Source organism: Terribium retamae (assembly GCF_022347545.1).
Taxonomy (GTDB): Bacteria; Pseudomonadota; Alphaproteobacteria; order Rhizobiales; family Rhizobiaceae; genus Mesorhizobium; species Mesorhizobium retamae.
Genome location: NZ_JAKREW010000005.1, coordinates 20,643 through 45,062, shown reverse-complemented (window position 1 = coordinate 45,062; position 24,420 = coordinate 20,643). Strand labels below are relative to the sequence as shown.

At 60.9% G+C, this 24,420-nt stretch carries 23 protein-coding genes; 17 read left to right on the top strand and 6 right to left on the bottom strand.

The features are described from left to right. The first annotated feature begins 16 nt into the window (after nt 1-16). Nucleotides 17-1,372: an aminotransferase class III-fold pyridoxal phosphate-dependent enzyme gene (locus L4923_RS07755; RefSeq protein WP_239363281.1), complete on the top strand. Its 1,356-nt coding sequence runs from the start codon at nt 17-19 to the stop codon at nt 1,370-1,372. Between the two features lie 7 nt (nt 1,373-1,379). Here L4923_RS07755 and L4923_RS07750 read toward each other — a convergent pair whose 3' ends face one another. After that, a complete protein-coding gene (locus L4923_RS07750) occupies nt 1,380-2,255 on the bottom strand; it encodes a helix-turn-helix domain-containing protein (protein ID WP_239363278.1) in 876 nt (291 codons plus the stop codon). A 92-nt stretch (nt 2,256-2,347) separates the two neighbouring features. On the opposite strand from L4923_RS07750, the gene L4923_RS07745 reads away from it, so the two are divergent. Next, on the top strand, nt 2,348-3,892 hold the full coding sequence (locus L4923_RS07745; RefSeq protein WP_239363276.1) for a 4-hydroxyphenylacetate 3-hydroxylase family protein: 1,545 nt from the start codon (nt 2,348-2,350) through the stop codon (nt 3,890-3,892). Between the two features lie 9 nt (nt 3,893-3,901). Continuing rightward, nucleotides 3,902-4,411 carry a flavin reductase gene (locus L4923_RS07740; RefSeq protein WP_239363274.1) on the top strand — a complete coding sequence of 170 codons (510 nt, stop codon included), beginning with the start codon at nt 3,902-3,904 and terminating at the stop codon, nt 4,409-4,411. A 73-nt stretch (nt 4,412-4,484) separates the two neighbouring features. Here the strand turns inward: L4923_RS07740 and hpaR are convergent, their stop codons facing one another. Further along, nucleotides 4,485-4,889 carry a homoprotocatechuate degradation operon regulator HpaR gene (gene hpaR / locus L4923_RS07735; RefSeq protein ID WP_239363730.1) on the bottom strand — a complete coding sequence of 135 codons (405 nt, stop codon included), beginning with the start codon at nt 4,887-4,889 and terminating at the stop codon, nt 4,485-4,487. Between the two features lie 244 nt (nt 4,890-5,133). On the opposite strand from hpaR, the gene L4923_RS07730 reads away from it, so the two are divergent. The 5 genes from L4923_RS07730 (at nt 5,134) to hpaH (ending at nt 9,810) form a co-directional block, all read left to right on the top strand. Next, nucleotides 5,134-5,520, top strand: a complete 387-nt coding sequence (locus L4923_RS07730) for a 5-carboxymethyl-2-hydroxymuconate Delta-isomerase (protein ID WP_239363271.1) — start codon at nt 5,134-5,136, stop codon at nt 5,518-5,520. A gap of 13 nt (nt 5,521-5,533) precedes the next feature. Further along, on the top strand, nt 5,534-7,051 hold the full coding sequence (hpaE, locus tag L4923_RS07725; RefSeq protein WP_239363270.1) for a 5-carboxymethyl-2-hydroxymuconate semialdehyde dehydrogenase: 1,518 nt from the start codon (nt 5,534-5,536) through the stop codon (nt 7,049-7,051). A gap of 68 nt (nt 7,052-7,119) precedes the next feature. Next, nucleotides 7,120-8,100: a 3,4-dihydroxyphenylacetate 2,3-dioxygenase gene (gene hpaD / locus L4923_RS07720; RefSeq protein ID WP_239363269.1), complete on the top strand. Its 981-nt coding sequence runs from the start codon at nt 7,120-7,122 to the stop codon at nt 8,098-8,100. Nucleotides 8,101-8,134: 34 nt separating this feature from the next. After that, on the top strand, nt 8,135-8,998 hold the full coding sequence (locus L4923_RS07715) for a fumarylacetoacetate hydrolase family protein (RefSeq protein WP_239363268.1): 864 nt from the start codon (nt 8,135-8,137) through the stop codon (nt 8,996-8,998). A gap of 11 nt (nt 8,999-9,009) precedes the next feature. Beyond that, nucleotides 9,010-9,810 (top strand): 2-oxo-hept-4-ene-1,7-dioate hydratase, encoded by an 801-nt coding sequence (gene hpaH, locus L4923_RS07710; protein ID WP_239363721.1) that lies wholly within the window; start codon nt 9,010-9,012, stop codon nt 9,808-9,810. Between the two features lie 49 nt (nt 9,811-9,859). Here the strand turns inward: hpaH and L4923_RS07705 are convergent, their stop codons facing one another. From L4923_RS07705 to L4923_RS07695, 3 genes are read right to left on the bottom strand one after another with little or no spacing between them, the layout of a single operon-like run. Then, a complete protein-coding gene (locus L4923_RS07705; RefSeq protein WP_239363267.1) occupies nt 9,860-11,095 on the bottom strand; it encodes a styrene monooxygenase/indole monooxygenase family protein in 1,236 nt (411 codons plus the stop codon). Between the two features lie 42 nt (nt 11,096-11,137). After that, a complete protein-coding gene (locus L4923_RS07700) occupies nt 11,138-11,923 on the bottom strand; it encodes an SDR family oxidoreductase (protein WP_239363266.1) in 786 nt (261 codons plus the stop codon). Nucleotides 11,924-11,956: 33 nt separating this feature from the next. Continuing rightward, nucleotides 11,957-12,454: a flavin reductase family protein gene (locus L4923_RS07695; RefSeq protein ID WP_239363265.1), complete on the bottom strand. Its 498-nt coding sequence runs from the start codon at nt 12,452-12,454 to the stop codon at nt 11,957-11,959. A gap of 172 nt (nt 12,455-12,626) precedes the next feature. Here L4923_RS07695 and L4923_RS07690 point away from each other — a divergent pair, with 172 nt between their 5' ends. The 9 genes from L4923_RS07690 (at nt 12,627) to L4923_RS07650 (ending at nt 23,801) form a co-directional block, all read left to right on the top strand. Beyond that, complete coding sequence (locus tag L4923_RS07690) at nt 12,627-13,613, top strand: AraC-like ligand-binding domain-containing protein (protein ID WP_239363264.1); 987 nt, start codon at nt 12,627-12,629, stop codon at nt 13,611-13,613. A gap of 237 nt (nt 13,614-13,850) precedes the next feature. Further along, the gene (locus L4923_RS07685) at nt 13,851-14,954 is read left to right on the top strand and encodes a hypothetical protein (protein ID WP_239363262.1); all 1,104 of its coding nucleotides are present in this window, start codon (nt 13,851-13,853) and stop codon (nt 14,952-14,954) included. A gap of 10 nt (nt 14,955-14,964) precedes the next feature. Next, nucleotides 14,965-16,881, top strand: coding sequence for an asparagine synthase (glutamine-hydrolyzing) (gene asnB, locus L4923_RS07680; RefSeq protein WP_239363260.1), 1,917 nt, complete (start codon nt 14,965-14,967; stop codon nt 16,879-16,881). A 23-nt stretch (nt 16,882-16,904) separates the two neighbouring features. Then, complete coding sequence (locus tag L4923_RS07675) at nt 16,905-17,159, top strand: acyl carrier protein (RefSeq protein ID WP_239363719.1); 255 nt, start codon at nt 16,905-16,907, stop codon at nt 17,157-17,159. Nucleotides 17,160-17,175: 16 nt separating this feature from the next. Beyond that, on the top strand, nt 17,176-18,726 hold the full coding sequence (locus L4923_RS07670) for a class I adenylate-forming enzyme family protein (protein WP_239363257.1): 1,551 nt from the start codon (nt 17,176-17,178) through the stop codon (nt 18,724-18,726). Then, complete coding sequence (gene nadE / locus L4923_RS07665) at nt 18,723-19,694, top strand: NAD(+) synthase (protein WP_239363255.1); 972 nt, start codon at nt 18,723-18,725, stop codon at nt 19,692-19,694. The genes L4923_RS07670 and nadE overlap by 4 nt, the downstream gene beginning before the upstream one ends. A 224-nt stretch (nt 19,695-19,918) precedes the next feature. Further along, nucleotides 19,919-20,536, top strand: coding sequence for a glutathione S-transferase family protein (locus L4923_RS07660; protein WP_239363252.1), 618 nt, complete (start codon nt 19,919-19,921; stop codon nt 20,534-20,536). 424 nt (nt 20,537-20,960) lie between these two features. Beyond that, nucleotides 20,961-22,637 carry a hypothetical protein gene (locus L4923_RS07655; RefSeq protein WP_239363250.1) on the top strand — a complete coding sequence of 559 codons (1,677 nt, stop codon included), beginning with the start codon at nt 20,961-20,963 and terminating at the stop codon, nt 22,635-22,637. Between the two features lie 285 nt (nt 22,638-22,922). Then, nucleotides 22,923-23,801, top strand: coding sequence for an OmpA family protein (locus L4923_RS07650; RefSeq protein WP_275448312.1), 879 nt, complete (start codon nt 22,923-22,925; stop codon nt 23,799-23,801). Between the two features lie 57 nt (nt 23,802-23,858). Here L4923_RS07650 and L4923_RS07645 read toward each other — a convergent pair whose 3' ends face one another. Beyond that, nucleotides 23,859-24,167 carry a hypothetical protein gene (locus tag L4923_RS07645; protein ID WP_239363245.1) on the bottom strand — a complete coding sequence of 103 codons (309 nt, stop codon included), beginning with the start codon at nt 24,165-24,167 and terminating at the stop codon, nt 23,859-23,861. Nucleotides 24,168-24,420: the final 253 nt, after the last annotated feature.

Below are 24,420 nucleotides of genomic sequence, written 5' to 3'. Positions count from 1 at the left end.
GAATTGGAGACTTCAGATGCGCGACACAAATTTTTTCGCAGAAAACAATGCCAAGCCGATCTGGCACCCGATGGCACATCCTGCCGAGATGCGTGCATCACCACCGCGCGTGATCATGAAAGGTGAAGGCGCCCACGTCACTGACATCGAAGGCCGTACCGTGCTGGATGCTGTCGGCGGGTTGTGGAACGTCAATCTCGGCTACAGCTGCGATCCGATCAAGCAGGCGATCGCAGCCCAGCTCGACACGCTTCCCTACTATTCAGGTTTCCGCGGCACTTCGACCGGCCCATCGATCGAACTCGCCTATGAGCTCTCGCAATGGTTCGCGCCCGAAGGCATGGTGCGTACCTTCTTCACCTCGGGCGGCTCGGATTCCGTAGAGACAGCGCTGCGCCTTGCCCGCCAGTACTGGAAGATCCGTGGCCAGGCCGACCGCACCAAATTCCTTGCGCTGAAGAAGGGTTATCATGGCACGCATTTCGGCGGCGCCTCGGTCAACGGCAACGCCAACTTCCGTCGCAACTACGAACCGTTGCTGCCGGGCTGCTTCCACACGCCGGCGCCATGGACCTATCGCAACCCATTCGACGAAACCGACCCGGCAAAGCTCGCCGGGCTCTGCGCGCGCGCCATTGAGGAAGAAATCGCCTTCCAGGGCGCCGACACCATCGCCGCCTTCATCATGGAGCCGGTTCTGGGTGCCGGCGGCGTCATCGTGCCGCCGGAAACCTTCATGCCGCTGGTGCGCGAGATCTGCGACCGGCATGACATCCTGCTCATCGCCGACGAAGTGGTGACGGCTTTCGGCCGCACCGGAGCCTGGTCCGGTTCGCGGCTGTGGAACGTGAAGCCGGATTTCATGACCATCGCCAAGGCCATCACCTGCGGCTACTTCCCGCTCGGCGCCACGTTGATCGGAGAGAAGGTGGCGGATGTCTTCGAAGCCGACAAGACCAGCTTCGGCGCCATCGGTCACGGCTACACCTATTCCGGACATCCGGTTGGTTGCGCCGCCGGCCTCGCTGCTCTTGCCGAAACCAAACGTCTCGGCGTCAACGAGAATGCCGCTGCGCGTGGCATTGAGCTCGGCCAGGCACTGGAGGCTTTGAAAACCAAGCACGCGCTGGTCGGCGATGTCCGCAACAGGGGCCTGATGGCAGCACTCGAACTGGTGTCGGACCGCGGCTCAAAGAAGGCTGCCGACAAGAAGACCATGGCCAAGGTAGCCGATGCCGCCTACGATGCCGGCGTCATGCTGCGCGTATCGGGCAACATGATCATCCTGTCGCCGCCACTCATCATCACGGCTGCCGATGTTGCCAAGATCGCCGAGGGTCTCGACGCCGGTTTGACAGCAGCGGCGGCCTGAGTGTCTCTCAATCGGTGGAAGCACCCAGCCGCTCCCTCCGCCAGGCTGCCGGCGACAAGCCTGTCGCCTTGCGGAAGAAACGCGAGAAATAGGCCGGATCGTTGAAGCCCGTCTCGAAAGCGATGTCTTCCACCGACCGGATAGTGAAGGCGAGCAGCCGCTTGGCCTCCACCAGGCGTCTTTCGTTGACGGCTTGACGCACCCCCCTGCCCAGCATTTGCTGGGCAGCCTTGTCGAGCAGATGCCGCGTTGTGCCCAGTGTTTCGACATAACGCTCCACGGGCCAGTCCTCGCGAAAATTCCGATCGATGAGGTGACGCAGCCTTGCCGCCAGCGCTCCTGCCGCGGGCAATTCAATCGATTGCTGCCCGCTGCCCAGTCGTGCAATGCCGGAGAGCGCGACAGCGATCAGCGGCGGCAGGATTTTGTCCATGCCCGGCAGCGCATCAACATATTCTGCCTGAATTGCCAGGATGCTCGTCTCCAGTTTTTGCCACAGCGTGTCGCCGCCACGTCCGGTGATGAAAACGGGGCGGTCGAGTCGCAAGAGCGAGTTCGACGCGATCGCGGCCAGCGCATCATCGGCCACCGAGACGACGATCGCGTCGGTGCCGGGCTCGATGACGAAGCCATGCACCACGCCGCTAGGCACGAAACTCACTGCAGGTGCTGCAAAATCTTCGGAAAACTGTTCGATCCGGTAATTGCCGCGGCCGCTCGTCCAGAAAGTGATCTGGCCCATCTGCGGATGCTTGTGCGGCTGCACGCGGCCACGATGGATGCCCTCGCGCGCAAGGACGGTTTCAACGTGGAAGAACCCCACGTCAAGCGCACGCGCAGGTTCACCGTAGACGAAGAATTCCGGAATGGAGAACTGGCTCATGGCGCCCGAAAAAGTCCAAGCGGTTTTCAGCTTTTGTCCATAAACCATCGCCGTGCCAGGCGCTACTCTCAACGCATCAAGGGAGGATTACGATGCGAGCGGAAGATTTCCGGGCCGACAAGACGCGCCCCCTCACGGGCGCCGAATATCTCGAAAGCCTGCGCGACGGCCGCGAGGTCTACATCAACGGCGAACGGATTGCCGACGTCACCAGCCATCCGGCGATGCGCAACTCGGTACGCTCGCTCGCCCGCCTCTATGACGCGCTGCACGATCCCAAGCAGCGGGACGTCCTCACCTCACCGACCGACACCGGCTCGGGCGGCTATACGCACAAATACTTCCGTGTCGCCCATTCACCGGCCGACCTCGTCGCGCAGCAGGGCGCCATCGCCCATTGGGCACGCATGACCTATGGCTGGATGGGGCGTACAGCCGACTACAAGGCTGCGTTGATGAACACGCTGGGCGCCAACGCCGATTGGTATGGCCCCTTCAAGGACAACGCGCGTGCCTGGCACAAACGAGCGCAAGAATCCGTGCTGTTCATGAACCACGCCATCGTCAATCCGCCGATCGACCGCCACAAGCCGGCCGAGCAGGTGAAGGACGTGTTCGTCCATATCACCAAGGAGAACGATGCAGGCATCTGGGTGTCCGGCGCAAAGGTGGTGGCCACCTCGTCGGCGCTGACCCACTACAATTTCCTGGCCCAGAGCTCGGCAACCGTCACCGAGGATCCTTCACTTTCGGTGATGTTCATCGTGCCGATGAATGCGCCGGGCGTGAAGATGTTCTGCCGCGTCTCCTACGAGCAGACGGCCAACACGGTCGGCCAGCCCTTCGACTACCCGCTGTCGTCGCGCTTCGATGAAAACGACGCCATCCTGGTGCTCGACAATGTCTTCGTACCCTGGGAGGACGTGTTGGTGCTGCGCGATGCACAGAAGATCCTGTCCTTCCACCCCGCTTCCGGCTTCATGCATGGCTATTGTTTCCAGGGTTGCACGCGTTTTGCCGTGAAGCTCGATTTCCTCGCCGGCCTGCTCGCCAAGGCATTGCGCGCCACCGGCGGTGATGCCTTCCGCGGCAACCAGGCAGCGCTCGGCGAAGTGATCGCGCTGCGCCACATGTTCTGGAGCTTCTCCAACGCGATGGCCTACAACCCGATCCCTTGGGCAGGCGGCGCAGTGCTGCCCAATCTGGAAAGCGCGCTGGCCTACCGGACTTTCATGTCCGAAGCCTACCCCCGCGTGATCGAGACCGTGCGCAAGGTCGTCGCGTCCGGCCTGATCTACCTGCCTTCCTCGGCCAAGGATTTCGGCAATCCCGAGATCGACCGCTATCTGGCGCAATATGTACGCGGCTCCAACGACATGGGTCACATAGAGCGCATCAAGATCATGAAGCTGCTCTGGGATGCCACCGGTACCGAGTTCGGCGGCCGCCACGCGCTCTACGAACTCAACTATGCTGGTGCCCAGGAAGAGGTACGCCTGCAGGTGCTGAAGGGCGCCGAGCGCGGCGGTCGGTTGAAGCAGATGGAGGAACTCGTCGACACCTGCATGGCCGACTATGACGAGAACGGCTGGACCGGTGCCACCTGGCTGCCGCCTCTAGGTGCCGAAAAGGGATGAGGACCAGCCATGCAACCGCAGGTCTCGAGGTTGGAGTTTCGTGACGCCATGGCGCGCGTCTGCGCGCCGGTCAACATCGTCACTACGGACGGACCGGCCGGCCGCGGCGGTTTTACCGCGACCGCCATGTGCAGTGTTTCCGATGACCCGCCGACCCTGCTCATCTGCATGAATGAGCGCTCGGCGCAGACCGGGATGTTCCTCGAAAACCGGCGGTTTTGCGTCAACGTGCTGACGCAGGCTCATATGCATCTCGCCTCGAAATTCGCCGGGGCCATCCGCGACATGGCCGAGCGCTATCAGGCGGCTAGCTGGCAGACCATGCCGTCCGGCATGCCGGCCCTGCTCGACGCAATCGTCTCGTTCGACTGCGAGATCGGCGACGTCAACAAGGTTGGCACGCACAACGTCATGTTCGGCCGCGTCATCGATATCCGCCACGGCAGTGGCGAGGCCGCGTTGCTTTATGTCGACCGCAACTATTCGCAGCCGATGTCGCTCGGCAGCTTCGGTGGGTGAGAAGCAGACCGCGAGAGCGGACCGTCGAACGACGCGTGCGGCTCACCCATATTTCCCAGAAGAAGGGAAAAAATCAGCTTTCGCTGCTCTCCGTCTGGATCAAGCTTTCCAGCATATCGAGCAGCTGTTCGTACTGCTCGGCGCCATATCGCGCCTCGATGGCTTCGTAGATCGCGATGCGTTCGGGCGCCAGATCCTCGATCAGCGCCAAACCGCTTGGCGTGATGGCAAGCAGTGCGCGCCGGCCGTCGTCCTTGACCCTGTTACGGGTCATGAGCCTGCGCTCCTCGAGCGCCTTGATGATACGCGTCAGGCTCGGCGGCAGGATGGAAGCCCGGCCAGCAAGTTCGGTCGCTTCGAGCGGACCGGTCTCCGCCAGCACGCGCAGAACGCGCCATTGCTGTTCGGTGATGTCATGCCTGGCCAGCATCGGCCGGAAATGCGCCATGATCACTTCGCGCGCACGCAGCAGCGTCATCGGCAGGGAGCGTCGTGTGGAGGGCGGCAGCAAGGTGATGTCTCCGCTCTGGTTCCGTCTGTTTCACGAACCGGCGCACGCAGAACGCGTAGTCGGCTTTTAAGCGCTATATCCGCGATTTTGGCAGCACCGGCAATCCCGCCGCGAGCGGATGGCACAACCATTCAACGGCGCTTGACTTTCCCCAATCAAGATGTAATTCACATGTTAATTACAAACAGTCGACTATTGGTGGAGGAACGCCGTGCCTCACATGGCGATCGAATATTCCGCGAACCTCGATGAATCCGTCGACATCCAGGGTTTGTGCACGCTGGTCGCGGAAACGATTCTGGAAACCGGCCTGTTCGAGATCGGCGCCGTTCGTGTGCGGGCATACCGCGCTGAAGCCTACGCGATCGCCGACCGGCTGCCACAGAACGGCTTCATCGACATGAATTTCCGCATCGGCAAGGGTCGAAGCGCGGAAGAAAAGAGACGGGCCGGCGAAGCCATCTTCGCCGCCGTCTCGCAACGGCTGGCACAGTCGTTTGCCACTCCGCATTTTGCGCTGTCGCTCGAGATCCGCGAGATCGACGCCGAATTGAGCTGGAAGAAGAATGCGATCCACCCGCGGCTACGCGGCAAGTAACGAGGACGAAAGCATGAGCGCACTGGACGACAATCTGCGCAAGGCAAGCGCCTATCTTGAACGCTTCAAGCGCGACGGCGTGCTCAATCATGTCGCCGGCGAAGCGGTGCCAGCCGCCGACGGTACGACCTTCGAGACGATCTCGCCGGTCGATCTGAAACCGCTGGCCAGGGTGGCCCACGGCAAGGCCGCCGACATCGACCGCGCCGCCAAGGCAGCCAAGGCGGCGTTCCGTGACTGGGCAGCCATGCCGGGCGACGCGCGCAAGAAATTGCTGCACAGAATAGCCGATGCCATCGTGGCGCGCGCCGAGGAAATCGCTTTCGTCGAATGCATGGACACTGGCCAGTCGCTGAAATTCATGGCCAAGGCTGCGCTTCGCGGCGCCGAAAACTTCCGCTTCTACGCCGATCGCGCGCCCCAGGCACGCGACGGTCGCACCTTGCAGGATAGCGGCCAGATCAACATGACGACCCGTGTGCCGATCGGCCCGGTCGGTGTCATCACGCCCTGGAACACCCCCTTCATGCTGTCGACCTGGAAGATCGCCCCGGCGCTCGCTGCCGGCTGCACGATTGTCCACAAGCCGGCCGAGTTCTCGCCATTGACCGCCCGTCTTTTGGTCGAGATCGCAGAGGAAGCCGGTCTCCCGAAGGGTGTTTGGAATCTCGTCAACGGCCTCGGCGAAGATGCCGGCAAGTCGCTGACCGAACATCCCGATATCAAGGCTATCGGTTTTGTCGGCGAAAGCCGCACCGGTTCGTTGATCATGAAGCAGGGGGCCGACACGCTGAAGCGCGTGCATTTCGAACTCGGCGGCAAGAATCCGGTGATCGTCTTCGCCGATGCGGATCTGGAACGTGCTGCGGATGCCGCGGTCTTCATGATCTATTCGCTGAATGGCGAACGCTGCACCTCCTCATCGCGTTTGCTGGTCGAGGCTTCCATCCACGACAAGTTCACGACGTTGGTTGCCGAAAAGGCCAAGCGCATCAAGATCGGCCACCCGCTCGATCCAGAGACCGTGGTCGGCCCATTGATCCATCCCGAGCACGAGAAGAAGGTGCTCTCCTACATCGAGATCGCAAGGTCGGAAGGCGTCACTATCGCTGCCGGCGGCACCAAATTCGATGGCCCAGGCGGCGGCTGCTATGTCACTCCGACCCTTTTTACCGGCGCCAACAACACCATGCGCATCGCCCGCGAGGAGATCTTCGGCCCCGTGCTCACTGCCATCCCATTCAAGGATGAGGCCGAAGCATTGGCGATCGCCAACGACACCGACTACGGCCTTACTGGCTATCTGTGGACGTCCGACGTGACACGCGCCTTCCGCTTCACCGAAGCGCTGGAGGCCGGCATGATCTGGGTGAATTCCGAAAACGTACGCCATCTGCCAACACCCTTCGGCGGCGTGAAGAATTCCGGCATCGGCCGCGACGGCGGCGACTGGTCGTTCGACTTCTACATGGAAACCAAGAACATCGCCTTCGCGACCAAGCCGCACGCCATCCAGAAGCTTGGCGGCTGAAGCCGTCCAGCATTGCTTCGCCGTGCCGTGCGCCAGGCCGCGCGGCGACACATATGAGGAGGAACCTGATGCCTTTGCCGCGACCCAATCTTCATCCCGCTTTCAACATCGTGCGGCTGAGCCATGTAGAACTCGCGGTCACGGACCTGGCGAAATCCCGGGCATTCTATGTCGACACGCTCGGCCTGCAGGTTACCGACGAGAGCAAGGACGCCATCTACCTGCGTGCGCTGGAAGAGCGCGGCCATCACTGCATCGTTTTGCGGAAAGGCGACAAGGCGGAAGCCCGGGATCTCGGCTTCAAGCTGTACAGCGAGGAAGACCTCGACAAGGCCGAACATTTCTTCAGGAACAAGGGCCTGCCTGTCGAATGGGTCGAGCGGCCTTACCAGTCCCGCACCTTCCGCACACGCGATCCGCACGGCATTCCGCTCGAATTCTATTCGAAGATGGATCGCCTGCCGCCCATCCATCAGAAATACGCCCTCTACAAGGGCGTGAAGCCGCTGCGCATCGACCACTTCAACTGTTACTCGCCGAATGTCGATGAATCGGTGGCCTTCTACAATGAGCTCGGCTTCCGCGTGACCGAATACACGGAAGATTCGGAGACCGGGAAGCTCTGGGCAGCCTGGACGCATCGCAAGGGCGGCGTGCACGACATCGCCTTCACCAACGGTCGCGGTCCTCGCCTGCATCATGTCGCTTTCTGGGTGCCGACGCCGCTCAACATCATCGACCTGCTCGATCTGATGGCCACCACCGGCTACATCGGCAACATCGAACGCGGCCCCGGCCGGCACGGCATCTCGAACGCCTTCTTCCTCTATGTCCGCGATCCCGACAACCATCGCATCGAGATCTATTGCTCGGACTATCAGACGGTCGATCCCGATCTCGAGCCGATCAAATGGGACCTGAAGGATCCGCAGCGGCAGACGCTGTGGGGCGCGCCGGCGCCACGCTCATGGTTCGAGGAAGGCAGCGTCTTCGCCGGTGTCGAGCCGCGCGATCCCGACCTTGCCGCTTCGCCCATCATCGCGCCCTGACCCGCGCAGAGACGACCTTCGCATGGAGCCGGGCATGAACGCACGCATCGCTACATTCACCGCAGGCGGCAAGACGCGCTACGGCGCGATCACCGACAAGGGCGCCGTCGATCTTTCCAGCCGCTATGGCAGTCAATGGCCAACGCTGCGGGAAGTCATCGAAGCCGGCGCCTTGCGCCGCCTGGCGGAGGAAGCAGCAGGCCTGCCGGCCGACTTCGCCCTGTCCGACATCGCCTATCAGATCCCGGTGCCGATGCCGGAGAAGCTCATCTGCGTGGGTGTCAACTTCCCAGACCGCAACGAGGAGTACAAGGACGGCCAGGCAGCACCGCCGAACCCCTCCCTTTTCATCCGCTTTCCACGTTCCTTCGTCGGCCATGGCGAAAATCTCGTGCGACCGCCGGAATCGCCGCAGCTCGACTACGAAGGCGAGATCGTCATCGTTATCGGCAAGGGCGGCCGCCGCATCCCGGAAGCGACCGCGCTCGACCATATCGCGGCACTTTCGCTCTGCAACGAAGGCACGATCCGCGATTGGGTCCGGCACGCCAAGTTCAACGTCACCCAGGGCAAGAACTTCGACCGCACCGGTTCGATCGGACCCTGGCTGGTGCCGTTCACCGATGACGCCCAGATCGCGGATATCAAGTTGGAAACCCGCGTCAATGGCGAGGTCCGCCAAAGCGATCGCACCAGCCGCATGATCTTCTCCTTCCGCAAGATCATCGCCTATATTTCGACCTTCACGACGCTGGTGCCCGGCGACGTCATCGTCACCGGCACGCCGACCGGCGCCGGCGCCCGTTTCGACCCGCCGATCTGGCTCAAGCCGGGCGACGTTATCGAGGTCGAGGCCGACGGCATCGGCATCCTGCGCAACGGAGTTGTTGACGAGTGAGCGCGACGACAATGACGCCCGCCGAAATTGATGACGCCGCGACGCGCCTGTTCGAGGCCGAACGCGCGCGGCGCCAGATCCGCCTGCTCAGCCTGGATTTCCCGAATGCCACCATGGACGATGCCTACAAGGTGCAGGCGGCGCTGGTGAAGAAAAAGACCGAGGCTGGCGCGACCATCAAGGGCTGGAAGATCGGGCTGACGTCCAAGGCGATGCAGTCGGCGCTCAACATCGACATCCCGGATTCCGGCATCCTGTTCGACGACATGTTCTTCGCCGACGGTGGGACCGTCCCAGCCGATCGCTTCATCCAGCCGCGCATCGAGGCCGAGATCGCTTTCATCATGAAGGCGCCATTGCGCGGCCCGAACGTCACCATCTTCGATGTGCTGAACGCCACTGATTACATCACGCCGGCGCTCGAAATCCTCGACACGCGCATCGAACGCACGAATAAGGAAGCCGGCAAGGCCCGTACCTTTTTCGACACCATCTCCGACAACGCCGCCAATGCCGGCATCGTGCTCGGCGGACGGCCGATCCGTCCGGTCGATGCCGACATGCGCTGGATCGGCGCCATTGTCTCGCGCAATGCCGAGGTGGAAGAAACCGGCCTCGGTGCCGGCGTCCTGAATCACCCCGCCATGGGCATCGTCTGGCTGGTCAACCGGCTGCACACCTACGGCATGGGCATCGCAGCGGGCGAAGTCGTGCTGTCGGGTTCCTTCGTGCGTCCAGTCGAGGCACGCCACGGCGACACCATTGCCGCCGATTTCGGCCCCTATGGAACGATCAGCGTTTACTTCGAGTAAGCGTGTGGAATGGCTGGCATGACCCCTTGATCGGTCACGCCAGCTGAGGTCATGCCGCCAGTTGCTGGAGGTAACGATCGGCTTCTTCCGGCACGGCGAACCAGGGGAAGAGATCCGGCGGATTGTTGAAGCCGTTGGCTATCCTCTTGGCAAGCGCCGGATAGGCTTGGGCCGATCCCATAATGTTGAGCACATGCGGCGGCGGTGGCGTCAACAGCGCATTCGTCCAGCCGACAACGAACTGCGCATACTGCCAGTAGCGGTCGAAAGTCGCCTGCATGAACGCGGCATCGAACGCGCGGTCGCCATGCGCCAGGATGGCACCCATGTAGACTTTCGCCGCTTTGGAAGCGTTGTTCGAGCCCTGCCCGGTGATCGGATCGTTGAGGCAGACGGCATCCGCAAGACCCAGCACCAGCCGTCCTGAGGGCAAGCGCCCGACCGGCTTGCGAACCGTGGGCGGGAATGCGCCCGACAGGATGCCGTTGGCATCGGTCAGCTCGACGTTGCGGCAGCGATCCGCCTCCCAGGGCAGGAACGTATCGAGGATCCATTTCGAGCGCGCCAGATGTTCCTGCGGCGAGCTTACATCCTTCCAGCAATCCATCGGTCCACCCGGGATGCCTTCGAGCACCATGATCTCGCAGGCGCCGGAGTTGGTCAGCGCCGGGAAGACAAAATACTCGCCGACGCCGGGGATCAGGTTGAAACAGACAGCCGAATGCTCCGGCCGTGGCGTCATTCCATGGACATAGGTCAGTGCCAGTGCGCGCTGCGGCTTGTCGAACGGGGACTTTTCCGCATCGCGTTCGAACAGCTTGGCGATATCGCCCTTGCCGGCCGCGACGATGGTCAGGTCCGATGACGCGGCGTAAGTCTCAAGATCGGCGATACCGGCTTCCTTGATCTCCAGTGTGCCGCCGCGCCGCTCGAACTCGTCCATCCAGACCGGGATCTTCACCCGCTGGTCGACGCTTTGCGCCGGCTTGTCGAGCTTGCCGTTCCAGTCGATTGCCTTGGCGCCCGGTTGATCCGGCGACGGCACGACAAAGTTGATGGAATCGACGGTCGGGCACTCCTTCTCCCAGAAATTGAGGCCGATCTCGCGCTCGTTCTGCAGAGCAGCGTCGAACATGCACTGGCTGGACAGCACCTTGCCGGTGCGCATGTCTTCAGCTGTCCGGTTTTGAACGACCTTCACTTCGTAGCCGCCATGTTGGAGCAGTCCGCAGGCAAGCTGCAGGCCCGCTTGCCCTCCCCCTAAGATGGTGATGCGCTTGCTCATCGTCGTTCCCTTCCCTTGTTGTCTTTGCAGCGCTTGCCGGGCTTATTCCATCAGGAGCGGGATGGCCGGATCGATCCGTTCCGGGCCCATCGCCGTATAGCCGCCATCGACGCGGATATCGGTACCGGTGACGAAGCTCGCAGCATCGGAAAGCAGGAATGCCACCGCCTCTGCCACTTCCGCCGGATCGCCGGTGCGTCTCAGCAGATGGAAGGGGGCCGCGACGCCATCGGTCTTCGGCCGGTTGTCGTTGGACAGCTGGCGCATGATATTGCTCCAGGTCCAGCCCGGTGACACCGCGTTGACGCGGATGCCATCGGCGGCGAGGTCGAGCGCCTGGTTTCGCGTCAGTTGCAGGATCGCTGCCTTTGAGACCGGATAGGCCCAGCGCCCGACCTGGGCGACACGCGCTGAGATCGAACCGAAATTGACGATCGCACCCTTGGCTTTGGCGAGATGCGGACGCGCCTCCTGCATCAGCACCACCGATCCGATGACATTGACGTCGAACGCTTTCAGCCATTCGGCCCGCGTGGTTTCAGCCCCATTGTCGAGATAGGTGGCAGCGACATTGACCAGGAAATCCAGCCGGCCATGACGTTTCACCGTCGCCTCGACCAATGCCTTGATGTCTTCATCGCTGGTGATGTCGGTGCGGATGAAACTGGCCTTGGCGCCGATCCGGCTGGCGACCGCCTCACCATCCGCTTCGTTGATATCGGCAATGATGACATTGACGCCGTAGCCGGCAAGAACCGCCGCGCAGCCTTCACCGATCAGCGTGGCGCCGCCTGATATGATTGCCGTTTTTCCTTTCAAACCCTTCATGGTTTCCTCCTAATTTCGCTCCGGTCCGCTGGATCAGGCGGCCGTGCGGACATGTTCCACGGCCGAGAAACCGCCCGCGACATAAACCAGCGATTGCCCATCCCCGAGCACCGTCTCCACCACGTGACCGATCAGGATCACATGGGTCGTATGCTCGACCACCCGCTCCAGTCGGCATTCGAACGAAGCGAGCGCGCCGCGCACGACCGGCACGCCGGTCACCCCCGAATGCCAATCGCCGACGCTGAAACGATCGCCTGCCGCAAGCTCCGTCTGGCCCGCAAAGGTCCGCGCCACGTCCTCCTGCAGATGCGACAGCACGTTGACCGCGAACACGCCTGAATCCGGCACGAACTGCGCCACCCAGGTCTTGCGATTGACACAGGCGACCAGCGATGGCGGTTCGGTCGACAGCGAACATACAGCTGTAGCGGTAAGGCCGCGCTGCTCTCCATCGCTGCCAGTCGTGGTGATCACCGAGACGGCGCCTGCGACTTTACGCATGCCGGCAATGAAGGGCGCGGACGACATAGTCTCCTCCATATTTCCGTCCGACGCGTTATCCTGTTTTTTGTAGGACTCGCGTTTCTTTTAGACTTCAACTAGATTGAGACTGAGGTGGAAGCGCCGTGGTCGCAATCCAATACGCGCAAAGACTATCCAGAATGCGCGGCCATACGGTGCGAATGGGAAGGCTGCCAGCATGGACGCAGTCAGTCTGAGAGCGCCATTGGCTCGGCACGCCCTGGTGGACACATTTTCACCGGAGGAAGCACGCCAAGAGATCGGTCGTATTTTCTGCCCGCATTTCCTGTCGCCGCGCCAGGCCAATGCCGCCGGCTTTCATGCCGTTCATCGGGCTTCCAGACAGCGTGGTTATTCGCTGAATTTCGTGGCGTACGGGTCGGAAGTCGAGATCGACCCGGGTGAACTCTCTTCATTCTTCCTGCTGCAGATTCCGCTCGCCGGATCGGCCGAAGTGCGTTGCGGCACCACCACCGCCCTGGCAAATCCCGGCCACACGGCCTCGCTGCTGTCGCCGACCCTGCCGACCCGCATGCGCTGGTCCGACGGTTGCGCCAAACTGATCGTTCTGATCGAGCGCGAAGTCATGCAGCGGCAATGCGCCGAACTGCTGGATCGCGCGATCGACAAGGTCGAATTCGAGACCGCCGTCGACCTGTCGAGCCTTGCGGGTCGGCTGGCGCTCGATCACGTCAACCTGATGCTCGAGAGTGTTGAGAGCGGCAATGCCGCGTTCGGCAACTATCTGGCAAGGCTTGGTGAAAGCCTGTCATCCCTGCTGCTCTCTTCGCTTGCTCATTCGCAGCGTGCGGCGCTCGCTATGCCTGCCCGCGCCGCAACATCGTCCACCGTCGGTCGGGCACAGGACTGGATCCGCGCCAACATAGAACGGGACTTCACTGTTGGTGACATCGCCAAGGCGGTGGACGTCAGCCTGCGCACGCTGCAGGAAACCGTACGCCGACACAACGGAACGACGCTCGTGCAGATGATCGAGGCCTTGCGCCTCGATCATTTCCATTCGCTGCTCAGCGGCCCTCAAAACGGGCAATCGGTGACTGAGCTGGCGGGGCTCGCCGGCCTTGGGCACCTCGGTCGCGCCGCGGCAGCGTACCGCCGCCGATATGGCGTGTCTCCGTCGCAGACACTCCAGCGCAGTCGATGACGCGAAAATAGTGCCTGCATTCCTATTGTTGTGCGCAGGCAAGAACAGGCACGGCCAGATGGCTTCTGAAAGACCTCTTCTTGCTACATCTTAAGCATCTGTTCGCCAAGCTTGGCATCTGCTTCAAAACAACGGCAACGCCAAGGATTTGGTTAGATGTGGCTGATATGACCCAGCCCGTATTCGCGTTCGAGATTGGAAGCATGGTCATGTTCAAGTTTGGCCGGGGCAAAGATCATGCCTGAGATCAGGCCGGTCACGGCTCAGGATTTGCCAGCTATTGCTTTGCTGTTCCAGCGACTGCTGCGCAGCGAAGGCGTGGAGTTGAATGCGCTCGCCGACTATATGAAGACGCTCTTCCTCGAAGGGCCCAATTACGATCCGGACCTGCCTTCCAAAGTGCATGTACGCGATGACGGCACCGTCAGCGGTTTCTTTGGTATCTTTCCGCTGGTGATGGAATATGCAGGCAAGACGATGCGCGCCGCGGTCTGCGGCACGTTCATGGTAGAAGCGCGCGAGGATGACCCTTTCGCCGGCGCACGGCTGCTTAGAGACGTGCTTGCCGGCCCGCAGGATCTCTCCTTCACCGAGACATCGAACGATTTGGCAACAGCACTCTGGCGCCGGGTGAACGGACACGTCCTGCCGGATTACAGTCTCGAATGGCTGCGCATCCTGCGCCCGGCCTCCTTCGTTGCCGACCGTGCAGCCGAGAGGGTGCCGGCAGCCAGGCTCATCACCCCTTTGCTTCGGCCATTCGATGCCTTGGCGCAGCGCAGAAAATCGAATTGGATGGGTTATGTGCCGGAAGCCAGCCGCGCGGACGCCTTCAGCGATGCCGATGTCAGCGAGGACGAAGCCGCTGAACTCATTCCGACTTTCCTGCGCCAATTCGCATTGCGGCCGCAATGGGATGCCGAGCGGTTGCGCTACATGCTGGCTGAAGCGCGCCAGAAAGCCCTTCACGGAGAACGGGTCCTGCGGGTTGTCCGTGCCCGCTCCAACGGGGCACCGGTCGGCTTGTATCTTTACTACGGCGACGCAGGTCGCCTTGGTCGCGTCGTCCAGATCTTGTCATTGCCTGGCCGCGAGGGAACTGTGATCGACCGGATGCTGAACCATGCCGATTCCAGGAATATGCCCGCTTTGCGAGGGCGCACGCAGCCAGCGCTGCTTTCGGCGATGATGGGGCGCAAGATCGCCTTCGTTCATGCTTCCTCCACCATCGTCCATTCTCGACATCCGGAATTGATGGAGGCATTCACCAGCGGGCGAGCTTTTATCAATGGCCTGGCCGGTGAAGGCTGGACGCGCCTGATCGGCGACCGTTTCGCATGACGGTGGCCTGATGTGCGGAGTGGCGGGTTTTTTCGGAAACGGTGTCGCACCGGCTGAGGCTGGGGGACTTCTGAACCGCATGGCGACGTCCCTCTCGCACAGAGGGCCCGACGACAGCGGTGTCCATATCGACGGCATGGCCGGTCTGGCGCATCGACGATTGTCGCTTGTCGGTCTCTCCGACGGTCAACAACCAATGTCTGATCCGTCCGCCAATCTGGTGATTTCCTACAATGGCGAGATCTTTAACTATGTCGAGCTGCGCAACGAATTGATCGCCAAGGGCCGACGGTTCCGCACGCAGTCCGACACCGAGGTGATCCTGCATCTCTACGACGAAAAGGGGTTGGATTGCCTGAATAAGCTCAATGGCGACTTTGCCTTCGCCTTGTGGGACGCCCGGCAAAGGCGAATGGTGCTTGCTCGCGACCGCATGGGCGTGCGTCCGCTTTTCCATACACGGCGAGGCGAAACGCTGTTCTTTGCGTCCGAGATCAAGGCGCTCCTGACCGTACCGGGGATCGAGGCCAGACTCGATCCGTTCGCGCTCGATCAGATCTTCACCTTGTGGACACCGCTTGCACCCCGCACGGCATTCGAGGGCATCTCGGAATTGCCTCCCGGTCACCTGATGATCGTGGAGGATGGGCGCTTCGAACAACGGGCCTGGTGGCGGCAGACCTATCCCGACGCCGGTGACGTGCGACCGCGACCCGATGCCGTCGAAGAACTCAGGGCATTGCTCAACGATGCCACCCGCATTCGCTTGCGCGCCGACGTGCCTGTCGGCTCCTACCTGTCCGGTGGGCTGGATTCTTCTTTCGTATCGGCGCTCGCAGCCCGGATGCGGCCTGAACAGCTCAGGACCTTTTCGCTCGGCTTCGATAGCGACGAACACGATGAGAGCCGTTGGCAATCTATGATGGCCTCCGAACTCGGTGTGCACCACACCGCTGTTCGCTGCACGGCCGGTGATATAGCCGCGCTGTTTCCCTCAGTCGTCGCCCATGTGGAACGACCGATCCTGCGCACCGCGCCCGCGCCACTCGCCAAGCTTTCCGCACTGGTCCACGACAGTGGGATAAAAGCCGTTCTGACGGGTGAAGGCGCAGACGAGCTGTTTGCCGGCTACGACATATTCCGCGAAGCGAAGTTGCGCCGCTTCTGCGGAAGACAACCACAGTCGAAATTTAGGACGCTGCTTTTCCAGCGCCTCTATCCTTATTTGCCCGGGTTGCAGAGGCAAACGCCGGAATACCTGGCCCGCTTCTTCGGCGCTGGTGACGAACAGATCGACGATCCGCTCTATTCACATCGGCCACGCTTTCGCTCGACAAGCTCAGCAAAACTGTTCTTTTCGCCCGATCTCAAACAGCAGCTCGGCAACTACGACGCCACGGCTGAACTGGTTTCCATGCTGCCGGCCGATTTTTACCGCTGGCATCCACTGCATCAGGCTCAATATCTGGAAACGGTCTTCCTGTTGCCCGGCTACATCTTGTCCGCCCAGGGTGACAGGGTCATGATGGCCAACAGTGTCGAAGGCCGCTTCCCTTTCCTCGATCCACGTGTCATCGACTTCGCCGCCAGCTTGTCTCCCAACATGAAGTTGAACGGCTTGCGGGAAAAACACATTCTCAAACAGGCGGCGAAAGGCCTGGTTCCCGATGCTATCGTCGGGCGCCCGAAGCAGCCTTACCGTGCGCCGGACAGCCAGACCTTTGCCGCGACGCAACCCCGTTATCTGGGGGGGGTCCTTTCTGACGGCGCCATCGGCAAAGGCGGCTTATTCAATGCGGCGGCAGTCGAAAAACTGAAAAACAAGGTTCTCAAACAGGAGACGGCCAGCTTTCGCGACGATACCGCTTTTATCGGCATCGTTTCGACTCAACTGTGGCTGGACACGTTCTCGACGAGAGCCGAATGATGGGACACACCGGGACAGAGACCATGATAGACGATATCAGAACACCTATTCGTGCCTTCATCGTCGAGAACTTCCTTTTCGGCGACGAAAGCCAGCCGCTGCCCGACGACATGTCGTTGATCGATAACGACCTCGTCGATTCGACAGGCATTCTGGAGTTGGTTGGTTTCATCGAAAAGGAATTCGGGCTGAAGGTCGAGGATCGGGAAATTGTGCCCGCCAATCTCGATTCACTGGCCCGCATCGTAGCCTATATCGACGGCAAACGGGCCCACTGAGAACGTGAGCTTGGGCATGCGCCTGGAAGAGCATCTTCGCGCACGGGCAACTGATGCGAGCCAGCGAACGGCCTTGGTATGCGCTGACCGGCGGTTGGGCTACGCAGAGCTTTGGCGATCTGCCCGGTGTCTGGCAGCGGCGCTTGCCAAAGCTGGCGTGCGCAGGGACGATCGCGTGCTGGTGATCATGGACAACGGCGTCGAGGCCGTACTTTCCATTTTTGCCATCTGGACAGCTGGCGCGGTGCTGGTGCCGGTCAACCCGTCGGCCAAAGCTGGACGCATTGCCTTTCTCGCCAATCATTCTCGCCCGACGGCCATCCTCGCCGAACGACGGCTGGCCCCCATCATTGCCGAGGCCGCGCCGCAAATTTCGGCTGAGACCCATATCGTGCTCACTGCGGCACATGCAGCCTTGCCCGACGCTGCCAATTTGGGAGATCTCCTGCTGTCCGACCCCGTGCCAACGGTCGACGACGGACGACAAGCGGATGATCTCGCGGCAATTCTCTATACGTCAGGTTCTACCGGCGAGCCGAAGGGCGTGATGATGGCGCATGCCAATCTCGACGCCGCGACCAGTTCAATCGCTTCTTATCTTGAGAACACCGAAGACGACATCATCCTCAGCGTCCTGCCGCTGTCTTTCGGTTATGGGCTGACACAACTGCTGACGGCAGTCCGGACGGGAGCCACCCTCGTCCTCGAAAAGTCGTTTGCCTTCCCCTACGCCGTCTTCGAACGTCTGCGCGACGAGCGGGCCACCGGATTTCCGCTGGTTCCCTCGATCGTTGCCATGATGTTGCAGATGAAGGACCTCGACCCGGCGCTGTTTGCCAGCCTACGCTATATCACCAGTGCCGCAGCGCCATTGCCAGTCGATCACATCCGCCGGCTGAGAGATTACCTGCCCAACGTGCATCTCTATTCGATGTATGGCCAGACCGAGTGTATCAGGGCCACCTACCTCTCGCCTGGGATGCTGGAGAGGCGTCCAGGTTCAGCGGGCTTAGCGATACCCGGCGCGCAAGCCTATGTGGTGGATGAAGCTGGCCAAAGGGCAAAACCCGGCGACATCGGAGAGCTCGTGGTGAGCGGGCCTAACGTCATGAAAGGTTACTGGGAAGCGCCAGACGCCACCGCGGCGGCGCTTCGCCCGGACCCAGAAACCGGCGGCCTGCGGCTGCACACCGGTGATCTGTTCACCGCCGACGTCGATGGTTTTCTGACCTTTGTCGCCCGCCAGGACGACATCATCAAATCGCGCGGCGAAAAAGTCTCGCCGAAGGAAGTCGAAGCCGTCCTACATACGCTGCCTGGTGTTGCTGAAGCGTTGGTTGCAGGCATTCCCGATCCCGTGCTTGGGCAATCCATCAAGGCATTCATAGTGGCCAGTGATCGGAAATTGACCGAGCGCGAAGTGCTGCGTCACTGTGCGCGCCACCTGGAAGATTACATGGTTCCCAAGACAATCGAATTCGTCGCCACACTGCCGAAGACCGACAGCGGCAAACTGAGCCGCAGGCTCGCGGTGGCAATGACAACAAGCAAGGGGCTGCAAGCATGACCATCCGTTTTTCCGCAGCAGCTCTCGATTTCGACGCGGCGGCGGAAACCGACCGCATCGCCGGAGTGATTCGTGAAAGCCTGCGCAAGGATCTGCGTCGGCGCGGGCTCGTCCTCGGCCTCTCCGGCGGCATTGATTCCAGCGTCTGCGCAGGGCTGGCGGTACGGGCGCTGGGCTCCGGAAATGTCTTCGCGCTGCTGATGCCCGAAGCCGATTCCGATCCCGAAAGCCGGCGACTTGGAACATTGGTGGCCGATACATTCGGCATCGAGCGCACGGTCGAAGACATGGCGCCGATGCTGGCCGCGATGGGATGCTATGAGCGCCGCGATGCCTTCATTCGCCAGGTCGAGCCGGACTATGGCCCGGGCTGGGCATCCAAGATCGTCTTCGACAACGGCCTCACCACGGGAGGCTATAATCTCTCGTCGTTGGTCGTACGTTCACCCGATGGCGTCGAGAAGAAGCTGCGCCTCCCTGTGGAGGCCTATCTCGGCATCGTCGCAGCCACCAACATGAAGCAGCGCACGCGCAAGCAACTCGAATACTATCACGCCGACCGATTGAATTACGCCGTCCTTGGCACGCCGAACCTGCTGGAATACGACCAGGGCTTCTTCGTCAAGAACGGTGATGGTGCAGCCGACATCAAGCCAATCGCGCATCTTTACAAGACGCAGGTCTACAAGCTGGCTGAATATCTCGGCGTACCCGCCGAGATCCGTGCCCGGCCGCCGACGACCGACACCTATTCGCTGCCGCAGACACAAGAGGAATTCTACTTCGTCCTGCCATACGACAAGATGGATCTTTGTCTCTACGCGCTGAACCATGCAGTGCCGGCCTCGGAGGTTGCCGAAGCCGTTGGCTTGACCGTCGATCAGGTCGAGTTTGTCTGGAAGGATATCATCGCCAAGCGCAAGGCGGCACGCTACCTGCACATGGCCCCACAACTGATCGTCGAATAGCCATCGCGGCCTTGCGGCAATGGCGAGCGAACAAACATGCCGCTAGGTGCATTGGCGCAATTTTCGCTCGCCAATAGGGAGAAAATGCAGCGTCATTATTCCTTTTGACGCAATACAGTTCCATCGGCACGGGAAACATGACCAGACAAGCCAACGTCCTCGTTGGCAAGCGCTGACACGTGGGTTGTGCCATGTGCCTCGCTCAACCGTTCAATGGAATCGACATGGACCTTCTTTACCAGACCCACTCCCCCTATGCGCGAAAGGTGCTGGTCTTCGCGCATGAAGCCGGGCTCGCCGAACAATTGCGTGTCATCCACCACGAAACCAGCCCAACCAACCGCAACGACGAGGTCTTCACGGTCAATCCTCTGGGTAAGGTGCCGGTTCTCATTCTTGCCGACGGCGAGCCCATTTTCGATTCCGTCGTGATCTGCGACTATCTCGAAACACGCAACGAGCAGGTTTCATTGATCCCGGCCGTGGGCCCTCGGCGCTGGGCGGCCCTGCGCATGCAAGCGGTCGCCCAAGGCATGTGCGAAGCCGGTATCGGTTTGCGCTGGGACACCTCACGCCGGCCGGAGCATCTGCGCTATCCCGCGCTCGCCGAAGGGATGAAGACGAAGCTCATCGAATCCTACGACTATCTCGAACAATCGACGGAACTCGATCAGCCGGTGCATGTAGGACACATTGCCGTCGCCGCCGCGCTCGACTGGCTGGCCTTCCGCAACCTCCCCGATTTCGAAACGGGCAGGCCGCGGCTGTCGAAATGGTTCAGGGAATTTCTGCAGCGCCCTTCCATGCTTGCCACACCCTACGACGGCGAGACGCGCGACTGAATGACGGATCTGCCCGACGGGATCGGAGACTAGACACCCTGCTATCCCAAAAACGCAAACGGTTCGAGCCGTTTGCGTTTTGATTTGGTGGGGGCAGCAACCGCAGAAACTTGCGGTGAGTCGAGGAGGGCTTGGCAGCAACGGAGCCGTTGGTGGAATCCTTAAACCAATGGCCCTGGTGAATGGTCCTAGCCGCTCCACTGCCTTTCTGCTCGTCGAGTGACATGCTATTCTGCCGCTAGGTCAACCACGCCGGCACGAGTATCGAGCCGCGCGTCCTAGCGACCCGTTCCGAGGCGCTCCGCGCCATAGGCCTTCGCCCGGCACCGACGAACTCAGGTGGCCGGCCCGCAATTTCACCCACTGACCTCGAACCGGGGCTGCCGGGCAGAGGTCTCTTCGCCAAGGGCGAGAAGGAGGCACGATGGGCACTCAGACCACCATCCCCGACGAAACCTTGCAGACCTTTCAGGCCGAACGTATCTCGGTGAGCAGCGACGGCACTGAAGCAAACAACAACAGCGGCAGCCCCTCCATCTCGGCGGATGGGCGCTATGTGGCCTATGGCAGCGATGCCACGAACTTGGTCCCAGGCGACACCAACAGCGTCGTCGATATCTTCGTGTTTGACCGGGATACCAATACGACCGAGCGCGTGTCCGTGGCCAGCGACGGCACCGAGGCGAACGACCACAGTGCCCAGCCGTCAATCTCGGCAGATGGACGCTTCGTAACCTACGCGAGCGGCGCCTCCAGCCTGGTTCCCGGCGATACCGGCGGTTACGACATCTTCGTGTTCGACCGAGAGACCGAGACCACTACACGCATCTCGGTGCCCGGCGACGCCACAGAAGTGTTCTACCAATGCTTCAATCCCTCAATTTCCGCAGATGGCCGCTTCATAACTTACGACAGCAACGCCTCCAGCCTGGTTTCCGGCGATACCAACGGCACCACCGACGTCTTCGTGTTTGACCGGCTGACCAACACCACCACACGCGTCTCGGTGGCCAGTGACGGCTCTGAAGCGAACGACTCCAGCGATGATCCCTCGATCTCGGCGGATGGCCGCTTTGTAACCTACCGCAGCCATGCCTCTAACCTTGTTTCCGGCGATACCAACGGCACCGGCGATGTCTTCGTGCTCGACCGACAAACCGGCACCACCACGCGCGTCTCCGTGCCCACCGACGCTGGCGATGAAGGCGGCTTCCAACCCGAGATCTCTGCGAATGGCCAATTCGTAAGCTATTCGAAAAGCCTCCAGGGCGTTTTTGTGTTCGACCGGCTGACCAACACCACCACGGCTGCTTCGGAGGGCACTGGCTTCCATAGCTCAATCTCGGCTGATGGCCGCTTCGTTACTTACGACAACGTATTCACCGACCGACCTAACGACACCACCGACGTCTTTCTGTTCGACCGGCTAACCAATACCATCGCAACCGTCTCCGAGACGAACAACCTCAGCGGCGGCCCATCAATCTCCGCGGACGGCCGCTTCCTGGCATACAGCAGCAACGCCACGAACCTGGTGCCCGGCGATACCAACGGCGCCCACGACATCTTCGTGGTCCAGATCGAAGGCGCCCCACCAGTGGATGGGGTGGTTAAGGACGGAAATGACGGCAACGACATCCTCAAGGGCACTCACCGCAACGACGTCTTACGCGGGCACGACGGCAAGGACTTGCTGTTCGGCCTGAAGGGCGATGACAGGCTCGACGGCGGTGAGGGCAACGACAAGATATTTGCCGGAACGGGCGACGATATCGTGCTAGGCGGTGCAGGCAATGACCGGATCTGGACCGGTAAGGGGTCCGATCTGGTCATCTTCAATGAAGGAGATGGTCGCGACCGGGTCTTCGATTTCGACCAGAGGCGCCATGCAAATGATCTGAGCTTCGACCGGGTGCAACTCGATGTCAGCATCGGCAGCAATCACATCGACGATTTTGCCGAACTGGAGGCATTGGTCGCCAGCGGCGACATCGGCCTGAACACCCGGAGCGGTAGTCTGACGCTTACCTTCGACACCGGAGACGTGCTGACCCTGGGAGGTGTTCGGACCCTCTCGGCTGAGGACTGGCTGTTCGTCTGAGAACAGCATTTCGCCTACGTTTTGCGGAACCCGCTATCGGGTGGCTGGTTTCCGAATGGCATTTTCCGGGGCGAGCAACTTGGCTTCAGGTTGCGCCGCTGCGGCGGCAAAAGCCGCGTTCGAACCGGCTTGACTGTTCTCCACACTTCGAGCCAGTCATCCGATCTATCCGCCACGATGTACTAGTTTTGATTTTCTCAAGCGCGTTGTGAGCGGAAATGTTAGCAATCTGGTTGAGACCTTGGCGAAACGGCCTGTCGCATATTCGATATTCGAGGGGGAGCCTTGGCGACGCCATCCGTTACATTCTCCAACCCCACTGCTGGTGTCCTGCAAATCAGGTTATCGGGGTTCGGTGTCGGATCAGCCGCTCTAACGCCAGAACATCAAAAAGTTCTACGGGACAGGGTCGTGCCTGTCATTGCCGCTGGCGGATCGATCACTGTGGTGGGGCATGCCAGCCGCAGCGGAAGCGACACCAGGAATTCTGCTCTATCTCTGCAGCGAGCCGACGCTGTGGCACAGCATATAAGAAAGGAAGTTCGCTCTCAGGTCAGGGCGACGGCATTCGACGTCAAATCCGTGATTGGCGAGGGCGAGCGGGCAGCTGCGATGGTCGGCGTCCGCGACGGCAATGAAGACCCCTATTACCGAGCGGTGACGCTCGCGGTGTGGGCAAAACCGGTTCCGCCAAAATTTCCAACCGTTGTGCGGACTGCCCCAAAGCTGGTGTCCAGAACCGTCAAGCTCACCAAATCCAAGATCGACACCACGGGGTCATCTGGCGCTGGCGCGGACAAGTTCAGCGGCGAGGACGGTGCTGCCTGGGCCTCTCTGATCGCCCAGGTTTTCTTCGACGATTTCAACACGATCAAAAACGTGGAAACCAAGAGCTTCCCCAGCGACTATGTGATAACCGAAATCCACCAGGATTATTCTTACGAGCATGATCGACGGGAGTTGGCGAGTTTCAGCTCCGAGAGGGTGGTCGTCTCTTTCAGATGGGGGCCTTCCACCCCGAACGTGACCTACATCAGACGCGGCAGGATGCTGAGCACGAGCGGCAGGAGAATCCTGAAGGACACCGGTTGGGAGACTGACACGCGTGTGACGATTCCCAGAGGGGAGCTCCTCTCGAAACTCAAAGCCATGGGATCACGCTAGTGCCTTTTTGTAGCCAAGTGGAATCACTTGGCATTACAAGAATGCTGGGAAAAAACCTTAGAGCGTTTCCGCGTTTCTGTAAAAACGGAAACGCTCTAGGTCGGGCCGCTCAAGCCAGGACGGGCTGCTCTTTCCGCTTGTCAAAACAGCGGTCGAAGCGACCATGGAATGGAACTTGTCGATGATGTACGCGCGAACAGCAGTGATCGTGTTGACCGTATTAGCAATCTCGCCTGCACAAGCCAGCGAGACTCGCTTCGGCGGCGCAATCGTTTTCAGGCACAGATGCACGCAAATCAACAGCCCGTTTAACACCTGTGGATTCGGCTCGCGCTGGTGGTCCTCAAAACGGACTGTCTCCAACATGCGGGTCTCAAACAGAGGCGTTGATGCACCCGAGGCCTCGGAACCTGCCTTTGATCCGAGCAATGCGCCGCGACGACAAATGCCGTGCGAAGTGATCGCCAGCTTGCCCGGCTGCAATCCCTGAACGCTCAGAACAAGCAAGTTTGCCGAGGGCTAACATTGCATTTGCGAAAGTCACTCGGCGTTTATCTGGCCGAAGCGTACGCACGAAGGCAGCGTTGAGAGAGAGCATACGGAGCCAGAAGATGGCTCC

Excerpts from the sequence above, each read along its gene's own strand:
- L4923_RS07645 (WP_239363245.1), bottom strand. The coding sequence starts at position 24,167 with ATGTTGGAGACAGTCCGTTTTGAGGACCACCAGCGCGAGCCGAATCCA.
- L4923_RS07745 (WP_239363276.1), top strand. The coding sequence starts at position 2,348 with ATGCGAGCGGAAGATTTCCGGGCCGACAAGACGCGCCCCCTCACGGGC.
- L4923_RS07685 (WP_239363262.1), top strand. The coding sequence starts at position 13,851 with ATGCCTGAGATCAGGCCGGTCACGGCTCAGGATTTGCCAGCTATTGCT.
- hpaH (WP_239363721.1), top strand. The coding sequence starts at position 9,010 with ATGACGCCCGCCGAAATTGATGACGCCGCGACGCGCCTGTTCGAGGCC.
- L4923_RS07655 (WP_239363250.1), top strand. The coding sequence starts at position 20,961 with ATGGGCACTCAGACCACCATCCCCGACGAAACCTTGCAGACCTTTCAG.
- hpaD (WP_239363269.1), top strand. The coding sequence starts at position 7,120 with ATGCCTTTGCCGCGACCCAATCTTCATCCCGCTTTCAACATCGTGCGG.
- hpaR (WP_239363730.1), bottom strand. The coding sequence starts at position 4,889 with ATGACGCTGCTGCGTGCGCGCGAAGTGATCATGGCGCATTTCCGGCCG.
- L4923_RS07670 (WP_239363257.1), top strand. The coding sequence starts at position 17,176 with ATGCGCCTGGAAGAGCATCTTCGCGCACGGGCAACTGATGCGAGCCAG.
- L4923_RS07705 (WP_239363267.1), bottom strand. The coding sequence starts at position 11,095 with ATGAGCAAGCGCATCACCATCTTAGGGGGAGGGCAAGCGGGCCTGCAG.
- nadE (WP_239363255.1), top strand. The coding sequence starts at position 18,723 with ATGACCATCCGTTTTTCCGCAGCAGCTCTCGATTTCGACGCGGCGGCG.
- asnB (WP_239363260.1), top strand. The coding sequence starts at position 14,965 with ATGTGCGGAGTGGCGGGTTTTTTCGGAAACGGTGTCGCACCGGCTGAG.
- hpaE (WP_239363270.1), top strand. The coding sequence starts at position 5,534 with ATGAGCGCACTGGACGACAATCTGCGCAAGGCAAGCGCCTATCTTGAA.
- L4923_RS07690 (WP_239363264.1), top strand. The coding sequence starts at position 12,627 with ATGGACGCAGTCAGTCTGAGAGCGCCATTGGCTCGGCACGCCCTGGTG.
- L4923_RS07740 (WP_239363274.1), top strand. The coding sequence starts at position 3,902 with ATGCAACCGCAGGTCTCGAGGTTGGAGTTTCGTGACGCCATGGCGCGC.
- L4923_RS07755 (WP_239363281.1), top strand. The coding sequence starts at position 17 with ATGCGCGACACAAATTTTTTCGCAGAAAACAATGCCAAGCCGATCTGG.
- L4923_RS07660 (WP_239363252.1), top strand. The coding sequence starts at position 19,919 with ATGGACCTTCTTTACCAGACCCACTCCCCCTATGCGCGAAAGGTGCTG.
- L4923_RS07700 (WP_239363266.1), bottom strand. The coding sequence starts at position 11,923 with ATGAAGGGTTTGAAAGGAAAAACGGCAATCATATCAGGCGGCGCCACG.
- L4923_RS07715 (WP_239363268.1), top strand. The coding sequence starts at position 8,135 with ATGAACGCACGCATCGCTACATTCACCGCAGGCGGCAAGACGCGCTAC.
- L4923_RS07675 (WP_239363719.1), top strand. The coding sequence starts at position 16,905 with ATGATAGACGATATCAGAACACCTATTCGTGCCTTCATCGTCGAGAAC.
- L4923_RS07750 (WP_239363278.1), bottom strand. The coding sequence starts at position 2,255 with ATGAGCCAGTTCTCCATTCCGGAATTCTTCGTCTACGGTGAACCTGCG.
- L4923_RS07695 (WP_239363265.1), bottom strand. The coding sequence starts at position 12,454 with ATGTCGTCCGCGCCCTTCATTGCCGGCATGCGTAAAGTCGCAGGCGCC.